10 protein-coding genes are annotated in these 12,420 nt (G+C 74.7%); 6 read left to right on the top strand and 4 right to left on the bottom strand.

Going from position 1 to position 12,420, the window contains the following annotated elements:
• Positions 1-837 carry a DNA glycosylase family protein gene (locus JSQ78_RS00890; protein ID WP_211448663.1) on the top strand — a complete coding sequence of 279 codons (837 nt, stop codon included), beginning with the start codon at positions 1-3 and terminating at the stop codon, positions 835-837.
• Here the strand turns inward: JSQ78_RS00890 and JSQ78_RS00885 are convergent.
• Genes JSQ78_RS00885 through JSQ78_RS00875 form a run of 3 tightly spaced genes read right to left on the bottom strand, consistent with a single transcriptional unit; the run spans position 818 to position 2,702 of the window.
• The gene (locus JSQ78_RS00885; RefSeq protein WP_249295775.1) at positions 818-1,945 is read right to left on the bottom strand and encodes a class I SAM-dependent methyltransferase; all 1,128 of its coding nucleotides are present in this window, start codon (positions 1,943-1,945) and stop codon (positions 818-820) included. The two genes, JSQ78_RS00890 and JSQ78_RS00885, sit on opposite strands and share 20 nt — an antisense overlap.
• 23 nt (positions 1,946-1,968) lie before the next feature.
• Positions 1,969-2,394: a type II toxin-antitoxin system VapC family toxin gene (locus tag JSQ78_RS00880; protein WP_211448661.1), complete on the bottom strand. Its 426-nt coding sequence runs from the start codon at positions 2,392-2,394 to the stop codon at positions 1,969-1,971.
• Positions 2,391-2,702 (bottom strand): type II toxin-antitoxin system Phd/YefM family antitoxin, encoded by a 312-nt coding sequence (locus JSQ78_RS00875; RefSeq protein ID WP_249295773.1) that lies wholly within the window; start codon positions 2,700-2,702, stop codon positions 2,391-2,393. Before JSQ78_RS00875 ends, JSQ78_RS00880 begins: the two co-directional genes overlap by 4 nt.
• A gap of 63 nt (positions 2,703-2,765) precedes the next feature.
• On the opposite strand from JSQ78_RS00875, the gene JSQ78_RS00870 reads away from it, so the two are divergent.
• Complete coding sequence (locus JSQ78_RS00870) at positions 2,766-4,148, top strand: FAD-binding oxidoreductase (RefSeq protein WP_211448659.1); 1,383 nt, start codon at positions 2,766-2,768, stop codon at positions 4,146-4,148.
• A gap of 83 nt (positions 4,149-4,231) precedes the next feature.
• A complete protein-coding gene (locus JSQ78_RS00865) occupies positions 4,232-4,909 on the top strand; it encodes a hypothetical protein (RefSeq protein WP_211448658.1) in 678 nt (225 codons plus the stop codon).
• A gap of 257 nt (positions 4,910-5,166) precedes the next feature.
• On the opposite strand, the gene smc is transcribed toward JSQ78_RS00865, so the two are convergent.
• Positions 5,167-8,649, bottom strand: a complete 3,483-nt coding sequence (gene smc, locus JSQ78_RS00860; RefSeq protein ID WP_211448656.1) for a chromosome segregation protein SMC — start codon at positions 8,647-8,649, stop codon at positions 5,167-5,169.
• 123 nt (positions 8,650-8,772) lie between these two features.
• Between smc and JSQ78_RS00855 the strand changes: the two genes are divergently transcribed.
• The 3 genes from JSQ78_RS00855 to JSQ78_RS00845 are packed head-to-tail and all read left to right on the top strand — an operon-like array spanning position 8,773 to position 12,417.
• Entirely contained in the window at positions 8,773-9,864 is a 1,092-nt protein-coding gene (locus tag JSQ78_RS00855; protein ID WP_211448654.1) for a GNAT family N-acetyltransferase, read from the top strand.
• Positions 9,861-10,976: a GNAT family N-acetyltransferase gene (locus tag JSQ78_RS00850; protein ID WP_211448653.1), complete on the top strand. Its 1,116-nt coding sequence runs from the start codon at positions 9,861-9,863 to the stop codon at positions 10,974-10,976. The genes JSQ78_RS00855 and JSQ78_RS00850 overlap by 4 nt, the downstream gene beginning before the upstream one ends.
• 22 nt (positions 10,977-10,998) lie before the next feature.
• Positions 10,999-12,417 carry an aldehyde dehydrogenase family protein gene (locus tag JSQ78_RS00845; protein WP_211448651.1) on the top strand — a complete coding sequence of 473 codons (1,419 nt, stop codon included), beginning with the start codon at positions 10,999-11,001 and terminating at the stop codon, positions 12,415-12,417.
• Positions 12,418-12,420 lie beyond the last annotated feature (3 nt).

Below are 12,420 nucleotides of genomic sequence, written 5' to 3'. Positions count from 1 at the left end.
ATGACCGGGGCGCCGGGCATCCTCGCGTGGCTGCGGCCGCGCGCGGTGCCCGGCGTCGAGGTCGTCGAGCCCGACGGCTACCGGCGGGCGCTCCCCGGTCCGCGCGTCGCGACCGCGACGGTCGAGGGCGACACCGCGTCGACCGCCGACGCGGACCTGGCGCGCGTCTTCGACATCCACGGGGCGGATGCGCGGCGCGAGGCAGACGCGCGGCTCACGTGGGCGGCTGCTCGGCACGGCTTGCCCGCGCTCGCCGAGGCGGTCGCCGCGTCGCCGGCGCTCGCCCAACCGGGCTGCGCGGACGCGCACGAGATGCTCGTGCGCGCGATCGTCGGGCAGCAGATCTCCGTGGTGGCGGCGACGCAGCAGCTCGCGCTCCTGGCCGCGCTCGGCGATGCCCTGCCCGCCCCACTCGTTGCCGACGGGGTCGAGCGGTGCTTCCCGACGATGGCGCAAGTCGCGGACGGCGCCGACGTGCTGCGCGGCCCCGCCGCGAAGACCGCCGCCGTGCGCCGGGCCGCGGAGGCGGTCGCGACGGGCGCGATCGACGTCTCCCCCGCATCCGACCTCGAGGTCGTGCGCGCGCAGCTCCTCGAGCTCAAGGGCATCGGCCCGTGGACGGTGGGCTACCTCTCGCTGCGGCTCGGCGACCCCGACGTGCTGCTGCTCGGCGACGTCGCGGTGCGGAAGGGTGCGCGGCTACTCGGCATCGACGACCTCGCCGGCTTCGCCGCGGACTGCGCGGGGCATCGCTCGGCCCTCATGCTGCGGTGCTGGGCGGCGTCGGCGCCAGCTGCTCCCCCGGCCGCGCAGCGCTTCAGCGCCGCGTCGCGGTGACCGTGAACTTCGGGTTGCGGCTCACCTGCCGCGTGCGGCCGACCGCGTCGAGCGCCGCGCGGTAGCCGAGGTGGCTGTTCCACACGCACCAGAGCTCGCCGCCCGGCGCGAGCGCGCGGCCCGCGTCGGCGATGAGCCGCTCCGCGATGCCCGTGTGCACGGCGGCGCCGATGTGGAACGGCGGGTTGAGCAGGATGAGGCCGGCGCTGCCGTCGGGCACGCCCTCGAGCCCGTCGGCCTGGCGCGCCTCGATGCGGTCGGCGACGCCGTTGGCCACCGCGGTCGCGCGGGTCGAGGCGATGGCGGCCGCGGACGCGTCGGTCGCGAGCACCTGCACGTTGGGGCGGCCCTGCGCGAGCGCGACGCCGAGCACCCCCGTGCCGCACGCGAGGTCGATCGCGTGCGACGCATCCGGCATCTCCCCCAGGTGCGCGAGCAGCGTCTGCGCGCCGATGTCGATCGACGTGCCCGCGAACGCGGCGCCGTGCGCGACGACCGTGAGCGAGCCGCGGTCGAGCCGGTGCGTGCGGCCGCGCGGCCAGCTGATTCCGGGCCGCAGCGGCCGTTCGGCGTGCAGCACGCGCGACTTGCGGCGGCCGAGGCTCGCGCGCACGTGCTTGAAGCTGCGGCCGAGCAGCGCGTTCATGCTCATCGACATGTGCTTGACGCGGCCGCCCGCGATGAGCACGACGTCGTCGGCCGCGTGCGTCGCGACGAGCTCGGCGATCTCGTCGAGGGCGTCGAGCGCGCGCGGGAGCTGCAGCAGCACGAGGCGCGCGCCGTCGACGAGGGATGCGTCGAGGCCGTGATGCGCGAAGGCGGTGAGCTGGGCCGACCCGTCGTTCGTGGTGCGCTCGGCGTTCGCGTCGAGCGCTCGCTCGCCGACGATCGAGTCCTGGTGCACGCGCACGCGGGTCGCGCCGGCCGCGAGCGCGCCGAGCGTGAGGGCGCCGTGCCGGTCGCCGATGACGACGACCTCGCCGAGCGGGCCGAGCTTCGCGGCCTCGTCGAGGATGAGCTCGTCCGAGGCGTCGTGGGCCTGCAGCGTCGAGTCCTCGACGTCGGGCCAGCGGCGGAGGCCGGCGAAGAGGGCGTCGCGGTCGGTCACCGCTCGATCCTCCCATCCGGACGTCAGCGGGTGATGTCGATCACGGGCATCCCGGCCGCCCGCCAGGCCTCGAGCAGAGCGCGATCGCCGGCCACACCGACGCCGCCGACATCTCGCATCACCAGCCCCGTGGCGCAGTGCACCGCGTCGAAGCCGCGCAAGCCGTGCTCCGCTGCGAGCACGGCCGCGCGGCGCGCGAGCTCAGCGGAGAGCGGGCTGATCGAGCAACGCGCCCACAGCTGCTCGGCGCCGCGCAAGGCGTCGTCGAGCCCGCGGGCATCGATGCGGCCCATGCGCATGGCTTGGGCGAGCGCCGCGGCGGTCTCGGTGATCGTGACCGCAGCGACGTGCACGCGCGCCGCGCTCCGCCACGCCAGCTCGCAGCGCGCCGACGTCGGCTCCTCGACGAGCAGCGGGACGATCGCCGAGGTGTCGAAGCAGGCGATCATCGCCGCTGGTCGGCGACCAGGTCGCTCACTGTCCCGCGCGCCGGGATGCGTTCGGGCAGGTCGCGACTCGGGTCGGTCGGCAGCTCGATCACGCCCTCGGCGACGAGCCGCTCGATGCTGCTCTCATGCCGCGCCGGGACGATCAGGGCGATCACGCGCCCGTGCTCGGTCACCTGGATCGTGTCGCCTCGCTTGACTCGTCGCAGCTCGGCGCTGAGCCCGTCGCGGAGCGCCCGAATGCCGACGCGACGCTCGCTTGTGGCGCTTGTCATGGGCAGATTGTAGCCACATCCGAGCACGTGCGCCATGTGCCCGATCGCCGCACAGGAGACTCCTGGCGCGCGTGGGCGGCCACGAGTAGCGTCCCGCGCGTGACTGCACAGCGGCAGGGCTCCGCATCTGAGATGACCGCGCCCGATCTCTCCTCGCTCGCCTCCTCCCTCTCCGGCCGCCTCACCTTGCCGGACGACCCCGCGTTCGATGCCGAGCGCTCCCCCTGGAACCTCTCGATCGACCAGCGGCCGCTCGCGGTCGCCCATCCCGACGGGCTCGGCGACCTGTGCGCGATCCTCGTCGCCGCGCGAGACGCTGGCGTCACGGTCGCCGTGCAGCCGAGCGGCCACGGCGCCTTCTCCGCGCTCGAGCGCTCGATCCTCGTGCGCACCGCCGCGTTCGACCGCTTCGACATCGACCCGGATGCGCGCGTCGCGACGATCGGCGCGGGCGTCACGTGGGGGCCGGTGATCGACGCGCTCGACGGCACGGGCCTCGTCATCCCCTCCGGCACGAGCCGCGTCGTGACGCCAGCCGGCTACCTCACCGGCGGCGGCCACTCATGGCTCAGCCGTTGGGCGGGGCTCGGCGCCCAGTCGCTGCGGGCCGCGTGGATCCTCCGACCGGACGGCACGCACGAGCACGTCGACGACGCATCCGACCCCGACACGATGTGGGCGCTCCGCGGCGCTGGCGGCCTCATCGGCATCGTCACGCAGCTCGAGGTCGACCTGCTCGAGGCGCCGAGCATGGTCGGCGGCGTGCTGTCGTTCGACGCGGCCGACGGGCCCGCGGTCTTCCGCGCCGTGCGCGATGCGGCGGCGGATGCGCCCGAGGGCCTGGGCGCGTTCGTCTCGTCGATGCGCATGCCCGACGCGCCGATGCTGCCCGAGCGCATCCGCGGGCGGAGCTTCGTCACCGTCGAGGTGCTCGCGCGCTCGGAGAGCGACCTCGGGCTGCTCGAGGGGCTGCGAGCCGCCGCGACGCCGAGCGAGGAGCGGCTGAGGCCGATCACGCAGGCCGGCATGGCGGCGATGTCGATGGAGCCGGAGGAGCCCTCCCCCGGCGGCGGCAGCTCGCACGCCCTCGCCGAGCTCCCTGACGCGGCGATCGACGACTTCTTCGCGTGGCGATCGCGCGAGGAGCAGTGGCCGCTCGTCGGCTTCACGCTCCGCATGCTCGGCGGCGTGCTCGACGAGCCCGCGCGGCCCGCGTTCGCGACGCTCGCCGGGGCGTCGTGGATCTCGCACTCGCTCGTGCCGCAGTTCCCGGGCACACCCGTCGAGCCCGGCCTCGAGTCGCTCGCCGGTCTCGACGCGCTGCTGCGCCCGCACCTCGCCGAGCGCATGGCGCCGACGTTCCTCGGCCCGGGCGAGACGCTCGAGCGGTGCGCGTCGGCGGGTGACATCGAGCGGCTGCGGTCGATCCGCGATGCGGCCGACCCCGACGGCGTGCTCCACGAGGGGCGGCTGCCGCACTGACGTCCGCCTCGATCGGGGCGTGACGATCGAATCGTCGCGAACGTTGGGCTGCGCTTCGCGGGGCGCCGACCTACCGTGAGGCCATGAGCTCCATCGCTTGCCGCCGCATCCCGATGGGCGGCCTCGCCGCCACCGTCGTCCTCCTCGCCGTCGCGGGCTGCGCGACGGCTGGTCCAGGCAGCTCCGGCGGGCCGGCCCCGTCTGCGACGTCCGCCCCCGCGGCGCCGGCCCAGCCGGTCGCGACGGGCGCCGATGCGCAGGCCCAGCTGGCCGGCCTGCCGATGCCGAGCGCCACGGAGCCCGTGATGGCGATCGGGCTCGTGCTCGACGACGGCGAGCCGATCCTGTGCCTCGGGCCGGTCATGGAGTCGGCACCCCCGCAGTGCTCCGGCCCCGCGCTCGCCCGCTTCGACTGGGCGCAGCTCGAGCCCGTCGAGATGGAGGGCGTGCGCTGGGCGCAGGTCGCGATGCAGGTCACCTACGACGCCGCCTCGCACACCGTCACGCAGGCCGGCGATCTGCTCGACCTCGCGGCGATCACGATGCCGGCGATCGAGTACCCGACGGGAGACCTCGACGAGGCGACGATCGCGGCGGTGCAGGCCGACCTCGACTCGCTCGAGCGGGCGGATGTGCTGGGGCACGTCGGCATGGACGGCGTCGTCGTGCTCTCGGTCACCTTCGACGACGGCTCGATGCAGGCGGCGCTCGACGAGATCTACGGCGACGGCGTCGTGTTCGTCGAGTCGGCGCTGCGCTGAGGCTGCTCGCCCGCCGCCGTGCGGTCGCGAGGAGCGGTGATCCGCGTCCGCTCGGCGCAGATCCGCCGCTCCTCGCGACCGAATCGCCATTCCGCCGCCGTTCGCAGCACTGTTGACCGTCCGCGGGCTGTCGTGCCGTCCCCTCGGCCGACGACTCCGCCACGGCGGGAGTCGATGTCTCCCGCGGAGTCGAGAAACGACTCCCCGCGATGCAACGAGGTGCGAAGCGACTCCCTCAGTGGCCCGGCGCGAGGCCCTCAGGCGTCGACGGGCTCCCGCTCGCGGGTCGTGCGCTGCCCGACGACCGCCGAGACTCCGTCCTGCCGCATCGAGACGCCGTAGAGCGCATCCGCGATCTCCATCGTGCGCTTCTGGTGGGTGATGATGATGAGCTGCGAGCTCTCGCGCAGCTGCTCGAACACCGTCAGCAGCCGGCCGAGGTTCGCGTCGTCGAGCGCCGCCTCCACCTCGTCCATGATGTAGAACGGGCTCGGCCGCGCCTTGAAGATCGCCACCATGAGCGCGACGGCCGCGAGCGATCGCTCGCCGCCCGAGAGCAGCGAGATGCGGTCGATCTTCTTGCCCGCCGGCCGCACCGTCACCTCGACGCCCGTCTCGAGCATGTTCTCGGGATCGGTGAGCGCGAGCGCGCCCGAGCCGCCCGGGAAGAGGATCGGGAAGACCTCGGTGAACGCCGCCTTCGTGTCCTCGAACGCCGCAGCGAAGATCGCCTCCATCGTGACGTCGAGGTCGGCGATGATCTGCTCGAGGTCCTTCCGCGTCTTCGCGAGGTCGGCGAGCTGCTCGGTGAGGAACGTGTGGCGCTGCTCGAGCGCCGCGAACTCCTCGAGCGCGAGCGGGTTGACGCGTCCGAGCCGCGCGAGCTTGCCCTCGGCCTGCTTGAGCCGCGCCTGCTCGGCCCTGCGATCCCAGTCCTCCCCCGGCGCGTACTCCGCGACGAGCACCGCCTCCTCGAGGCCGAGCTCGCTCCCGGCGCGCTCGAGCAGGTTCGAGAGGTGCAGCTTCTGCTCGTACGCCTCCATCTCTGCGACGTGCACGTGCTCGGTGAGCTCCTGCAGGCGCTCGCGGAGCGCCCCCTCGCTCCGGCGCAGCCTCCCGAGCTCCTCGTTGCGGTCGCGGCGCGCCGCCTCCCGCTCGGCGAGCACGCCGCGCGCCTCGGCGACCGAGCGCTCGGCGACGCCGAGCACGGGCGGGATCGCGTCGAGCACGCGCGAGGCTTGCTCGCGCTGCCGCTCGCGCAGCACCGCGCGGCGCGCTGCCTCCTCGGCGCGCGCCCGCTGCGCCTCGACGTCGCGCGCGAGCGACTCGGCGCGCGCGAGCTCGGCCCGCACGCGCTCGCGGGCCGTCTCGAGCTCGATCCGGAGGTCGGTCTCAGCCTGGCGCGCCGCCTCGAGCTCGGCGAGCACGCCGTCGCGCGCGGACGCGTCGAGGATCGGCCGCGGCTCGGCGAGGAAGCGGTCGAGCGCCCGCTGCGCCGCCTCGACGCCCGCCGACGCATCCGTCACGCCCGTGCGCGCCTCGGCGAGCGCCGCGCGCGCCCGCTCGTGCTCGCCGGTCGCCGACTCGAGCCGCGCGCGCACGCGCGAGCGCTCCTCGCCGCGCGCCGCGGAGGCCGCGTCGTGCGCGCGCAGCTGCTCGAGCGCGTCGGCCGCGGCGCGCTTGGCCTGCTGGTGCGCCTGCCGGGCGCGCTCGAGCGCCTCGGCCTCGCGCTCGATGTCGGCGCGCAGCCGCTCGAGCTGCTCGGTCGCCGCGTCGCGCTCGGCGAGCAGCTCGAGCCGCGACTGCGCGTCGTCGGAGCCGCCGCGCATGAGGTACTCGCTCACGAAGTCGCCGCGGCGCGTGACGATCGTCACCGGCCCGCCGAGCTCGAGCGCCGCGATCCGCGGCCCCGCCTCCCGCGCGCCGTCGAGCGAGTCGACGACGAACGTCAGCGCGAGCACCCCGAGCACACCGGCCGGCGCATCCACGACCGTCGGCGCGTGCACGGCGCCCTCGAGCGCCGGCACGTCGAAGCGCATCGGCACGGCATCGCCGACGACCGCCTCGATGCGGCCGAGCCCGGCCTCGTGCGCGTGCTCGATCGCCGCGGCGGCCGCACCTCGCGACTCGGCGAGCACGGCCTCGCCGAGCGTGCCGAGCGCCGCCGCGATCGCCGCCTCGAAGCCCTTCTTCACCTTCACGTGCTCGGCCACGAGCCCCGTGAGCCCGTCGATGCCGGCACCGAGCAGACCCGCGGATGCGTTCCCCGCGTCGAGCGCGACCGTGAGCGCCGAGGCGCGGGCCGCGAGGGCATCGCGCTCCCGCTCGACGCGGTGCAGGGCGTCGCGCCGCTCGTCGAGGTCGCCGGAGAGGGCGGCTTGCCGCTCGTCGGCCTCGCGGTAGGCGACCGCGAGCGCCTCGGCGTCGCCCGCCTCCTCCGCGTCGCCGAGCCCCTCGGCCGCCTCGGTGGCGTCGGCGAGCCGCTGCTCGGCGTTCGCGAGCGCCGCCTCGCGGCGCGTGACCTCCGCTTCGCGGGCGGCGAGCGTCGACTGCGCGACGTCGACCTTCGATCGGTGCCCGGCCGCCTCGAGGTCGTGCTTCGAGACGAGCGCCGCCTGCGCGGCGATCTCCTCGTCGAGCGAGTCGAGGTTCGCGCGCGCCACGGCGGTCGCCGAGGCCGCCTTCGCGAGGCGACCCTCGGCATCCGCCACCCGGTCCTGCAGCGCTCGCGCCTCGTCGCGCGCGGCGGCAACCATGTCGGGCGTCACGAGCGGGCCGGCGTCGCCCATCTCGGGCGCCTCCTCGAGCAGCGCGAGCCGCTGGCCGGCGAGCGCGTGGAGCGACTGCAGCCGCGAGAGCTCGCGCTCGAGCGCGTGCGCGACGGTGCGGGCCTGATCGACGTCGTCGCCGACCATCGACTCCTCGATGCGGCTCGCGCGCAGCTTCGCCTGCTCGAGCTGCTCCTGCAGCACGATGCGCTCGGACTTCCGCTCCGACTCGGAGCGCGCGGCGGCCTCGAGCTGGCCGCGCAGGCCGATGACCTCGTCGGCGATAAGGCGAGCGCGGGCGTCGCGCACGGTCGCCTGGATCGTCGCGGCCTCCTTCGCGATCTCGGCCTGCTGGCCCAAGGGCTTCAGCTGCCGGCGGATCTCGCCCGTGAGGTCCTGCAGGCGCGTGAGGTTGGCCTGCATCGCGTCGAGCTTGCGGAGCGTCTTCTCCTTGCGGCGCCGGTGCTTGAGGATGCCCGCGGCCTCCTCGATGTAGCCGCGGCGGTCGGCGGGCGTCGCCTGCAGCACGCTGTCGAGCTGCCCCTGGCCGACGATGACGTGCATCTCGCGGCCGAGGCCCGAGTCGCTCAGCAGCTCCTGCACGTCGAGCAGCCGGCACGACTCGCCGTTGATCGCGTACTCCGAGCCGCCGTTGCGGAAGAGGGTGCGGGAGATCTGCACCTCGGCGTACTCGATCGGCAGCGCGCCGTCGGCGTTGTCGATCACGAGCTCGACGTGCGCGCGGCCGAGCGGACCGGTCGTCGCCGTGCCGGCGAAGATGACGTCCTCCATCTTGCCGCCGCGGAGCGTCTTCGCGCCCTGCTCGCCCATCACCCACGCGAGGGCGTCGACGACGTTCGACTTGCCGGAGCCGTTCGGGCCGACGACGCACGTGACGCCCGGCTCGAACTGGAACGTCGTGGCGCGCGCGAACGACTTGAAGCCCTTGACGGTGAGGGTCTTGAGGTGCATGCGGCTCCCGGTTCTTGCTCGCACCACCGTAGTCGCCGCCTCGCGTGTTGCACGGCAGGCGCGCGCGCCCCTATCCTGCAATGCTGCCCGCCGGCATGGCGCCGGTGCAGAGCGGCAGGACCCATGCAGATCGACATCCGCCCCGCTGCGCCGCTCCCCGATGCCGTCGACCCCCGCCTCGACCCCGCTAGCGAGCCCGACGACGAGCTGCGGCTCGCGTTCGAGCTCAACGAGCGCGCGAACGCCGCGCGCTTCGGCGACGGCCTCTACACGAACACGCTCGCCGAGTTCGTCGCGCTCCTGCGCTCGGACGAGACCGAGCGCATCCACCGCCTGCTCGCGTGGTGCGGCGAGCGGCTCGCGGGCGTGCTGACGATGTACACGACGCTCATCGACTCGACCGACGTCGCCGACCTCGGCGTCCAGCTCGATCCCGCGCTCCCCGCGCTCGAGCAGGCCGCGATCGCCGAGGCGCTCGTCGCGCGCGGCATCGACGAGGCGAGCGCGCTGGGCCGCTCGACGATCGTGGCCTCCACCGTCGGCGCGCGCATCGGGGGCGTGAGCGCCCGCACGGGGCACGGTGCGGCCGACCCGACGCATCCGGAGGTCGCGCCGCTCGTCGCGCGCGGCTTCGAGCTCGAGCAGGTCTACCGCGTGAGCGTCGCCGACCTCTCGCAGCTGGGCGACCTCGAGGCGCGGCACGCGGCAGGACTCGAGCGCGCGAGCGGGTACGACCTCGAGCGGTGGGTCGGCGAGACGCCCGCCGAGCACCGCGAGGGCATGCGGATGCTGCACGAGCGGATGTCGGTCGACGCACCCGTCGCGGGGCTCGCGTGGGAGCCCGAGACGTGGGACGACGCGCGCCTCGCCGCGTTCGAGCAGTCGAAGCAGGGCGGCGGCCGCTCGCTCCTGACGGTCGCGGCGCGCGAGCGGGCGAGCGGGCAGCTCGCGGGCTTCTCGACCCTCATCCTGCCGACGACCGGCGGCGTCGCTCGCCAGCACGACACCCTCGTGACGCAGCCGCACCGCGGCCACGGGCTCGGCATGCTGCTGAAGCTCGACAACATGCTGCGGCTGCGGGAGCTGCGACCCGAGCTCACGCGCATCGTCACCTGGAACGCGGAGGAGAACCGGCCCATGCTCGCGGTGAACGAGCGATGCGGCTTCGAGCCGATCGCGTACGAGGCGCAGTGGCAGCGGAAGGACGCGCGATGACGGAGATGCAGCTCGAGTGGCTCGAGCTCGAGGCACCTGCAGGCGACTTCGACGAGCCACGGCTCTCGCGCATCGCCCGCTACGTCGACGCCGCGAACCGCGTCACCCAGGCGCACTGGGGCGACGACGCGCACGACACGACGGTCGACGAGATCGTCGCGAGCCTGCGGCACCCCGACGACGAGGTGACGCGGCGCTTCCTCGTCATCGAGGGCGGCCGCGACGTCGGCCGCGCGATCGCGTCGATCAACGCCGAGGAGGGCTCGCGCATCGCCTTCGTCTCGGCGTGGGTCGTGCCCGAGGAGCGCGGGCGCGGCGTCGGCCGCGCGATCGCGGAGCGGCTCGAGCGGATCGCGCGCGAGCTCGGCGCGACGACGCTGCAGTCGTGGGTCGACCACCGGCCGCCTGCTGAGGGCGACGAGGCGATGGCGGCGGTGAGCGGGCACGGCGCGATCGCGCTCGACGCGCCCGCGCGGCTCGCGACGTCGCTCGGCTACACGCTCGAGCAGATCGACCGCATCTCGGAGCTCGACGTCGAGGCCGCGCGCGCCGACCTCGAGCGGCACCGGGCGGATGCGCTCGCGCACGCGGGCGAGGACTACGAGACCCGCGCCTGGCAGGGCCCGACGCCGACGGAGCTGCTGGGCGCGATGGCTGCGCTGCACGGCCGCATGGTCACCGACGCGCCGGCCGCGGGCCTCGACGTCGACGACGAGCGGTGGGACGCCGCACGCGTGCAGCGGCTCGAGGCCGAGCTGACCGAAGCGGGGCAGACGCTCCTGCAGGCGGTCGCGATCCACCGCGCGAGCGGCGAGGCCGTCGCGTTCACAGTGCTCGTGCTCCCCGCGCCCGGGCGCCCAGCGTTCCAGGAGGACACCCTCGTGCACGCCGACCACCGCGGGCACCGGCTCGGCATGCTCGTGAAGGCCGAGAACCTGCTGCAGCTCGGCCGCCTCCACCCCGACCGCACGCGCGTCATCACCTGGAACGCGAGCGAGAACCGCCCGATGCTCGCCGTCAACGAGGCGCTCGGCTTCGTCGCGGTCGGCGCGGAGGGCGCGTGGCAGAAGCGGCTCGACGACGGAGCTGCGGCCGATGGAGCCCGGCCATAGCCACGCCTGCCAGCATGGGCGCATGAGCGACCGCGCAACGATCGACGCCCGCCCCGAGAGCCGGCCCAACGCATCCATCGACGGCCTCGCCGCCGAGCTGCGAGAGGCGGTCGAGAGCGGGCTGACGCGCCCGCGCGAGTACCGCGAGCGGCAGCTCGACGGGCTCATGGCGATGCTGCTGCAGCACACCTCGCGCTGGGAGGCGGCGCTGGGGGCCGACCTCGGCAAGGGCGAGATCGAGGCGCACCTGACCGAGATCGGGTTCCTCGTCGCGGAGGCGCGCGCGGCGAAGCGGTCGCTGCGCCGCTGGATGGCGCCGCGACCGGTCGCCGCGCCGCTCGCGCTCCAGCCGGCGGTCGCGAGGACGATCGCCCAGCCGCTCGGCGCCGCGCTCATCATCGCGCCGTGGAACTACCCGCTGCAGCTCGCGCTCGCCCCGCTCATCGGCGCGATCGCGGCGGGCTGCGCCGCGGTCGTGAAGCCGAGCGAGGTCGCGCCCGCGACGTCGGCGCTGCTCGCCGAGCTCGCGCCGCAGCACCTCGACCCGCGCTCGGTGCGCGTCGTCGAGGGCGCGGTCGACGAGACGACGGCGCTCCTCGAGCAGCGCTGGGACCTCATCTTCTACACCGGCAACGCGAAGATCGCCCGCGTCGTCGCGGCGGCGGCCGCGAAGCACCTGACCCCCACGATCCTCGAGCTCGGCGGCAAGAGCCCCGCCTACGTGCACCGCTCCGCCGACATCCCGGCGACCGCGCGGCGGCTCGCGTGGGGCAAGTGGATCAACGCCGGCCAGACGTGCGTCGCCCCCGACCACATCCGCGTCGACCGCGAGATCGCCGACGACCTCGTCGAGGAGCTGCGCCGCGCGACCGCCGAGCAGCTCGGCGACGCGCGCACCTCCCCCGACTACGGCCGCATCGTCAACGGCCGACACCTCGAGCGCCTCCGGGGGCTGCTCGGCAGCGGCACCGCGGTGACGGGCGGCGAGGTCGACGAGGCCGATCGCTTCCTCGCGCCGACGATCCTCGTCGACGTCGACGACGCATCCCCCGTCATGCAGGAGGAGATCTTCGGCCCGATCCTGCCGGTGCTGCCGGTCGACGGCGTCGACGGCTTCCTCGAGACGATGCGCGGCGCCGAGAAGCCGCTCGCGCTGTACGTCTTCGCGAGGGACCGGGATGCGGTGCGTCGCGTCGAGCGCGAGACCTCGTCGGGGGCGCTCGGCGTCAACATCGCCGTGGCGCACGTCGGCGCGGCCGGGCTGCCGTTCGGCGGCGTGGGCGAGAGCGGCTCGGGCGCGTACCACGGCAAGCACTCGTTCGAGGCGTTCAGCCACCGGAAGCCCGTGCTGTCGAAGCCCACCGGCATCGACACGCTGCGGGTGATCTACCCGCCGTTCAGCTCGTGGCGGGGCAAGCTCGCGAAGCGCATCCTCGGCTGAGGG

The organism is Agrococcus sp. Marseille-Q4369, assembly GCF_018308945.1.
Taxonomy (GTDB): domain Bacteria; phylum Actinomycetota; class Actinomycetes; order Actinomycetales; family Microbacteriaceae; genus Agrococcus.
Note: the sequence above shows the minus strand (reverse complement) of the source record. Positions and strands in the feature narration are given on the sequence as shown.

Coding starts and splice junctions, on each gene's coding strand:
- JSQ78_RS00890 (WP_211448663.1), top strand. CDS start 1: ATGACCGGGGCGCCGGGCATCCTCGCGTGGCTGCGGCCGCGCGCGGTG.
- JSQ78_RS00880 (WP_211448661.1), bottom strand. CDS start 2,394: ATGATCGCCTGCTTCGACACCTCGGCGATCGTCCCGCTGCTCGTCGAG.
- JSQ78_RS00875 (WP_249295773.1), bottom strand. CDS start 2,702: ATGGCGCACGTGCTCGGATGTGGCTACAATCTGCCCATGACAAGCGCC.
- JSQ78_RS00865 (WP_211448658.1), top strand. CDS start 4,232: ATGAGCTCCATCGCTTGCCGCCGCATCCCGATGGGCGGCCTCGCCGCC.
- smc (WP_211448656.1), bottom strand. CDS start 8,649: ATGCACCTCAAGACCCTCACCGTCAAGGGCTTCAAGTCGTTCGCGCGC.
- JSQ78_RS00855 (WP_211448654.1), top strand. CDS start 8,773: ATGCAGATCGACATCCGCCCCGCTGCGCCGCTCCCCGATGCCGTCGAC.
- JSQ78_RS00850 (WP_211448653.1), top strand. CDS start 9,861: ATGACGGAGATGCAGCTCGAGTGGCTCGAGCTCGAGGCACCTGCAGGC.
- JSQ78_RS00845 (WP_211448651.1), top strand. CDS start 10,999: ATGAGCGACCGCGCAACGATCGACGCCCGCCCCGAGAGCCGGCCCAAC.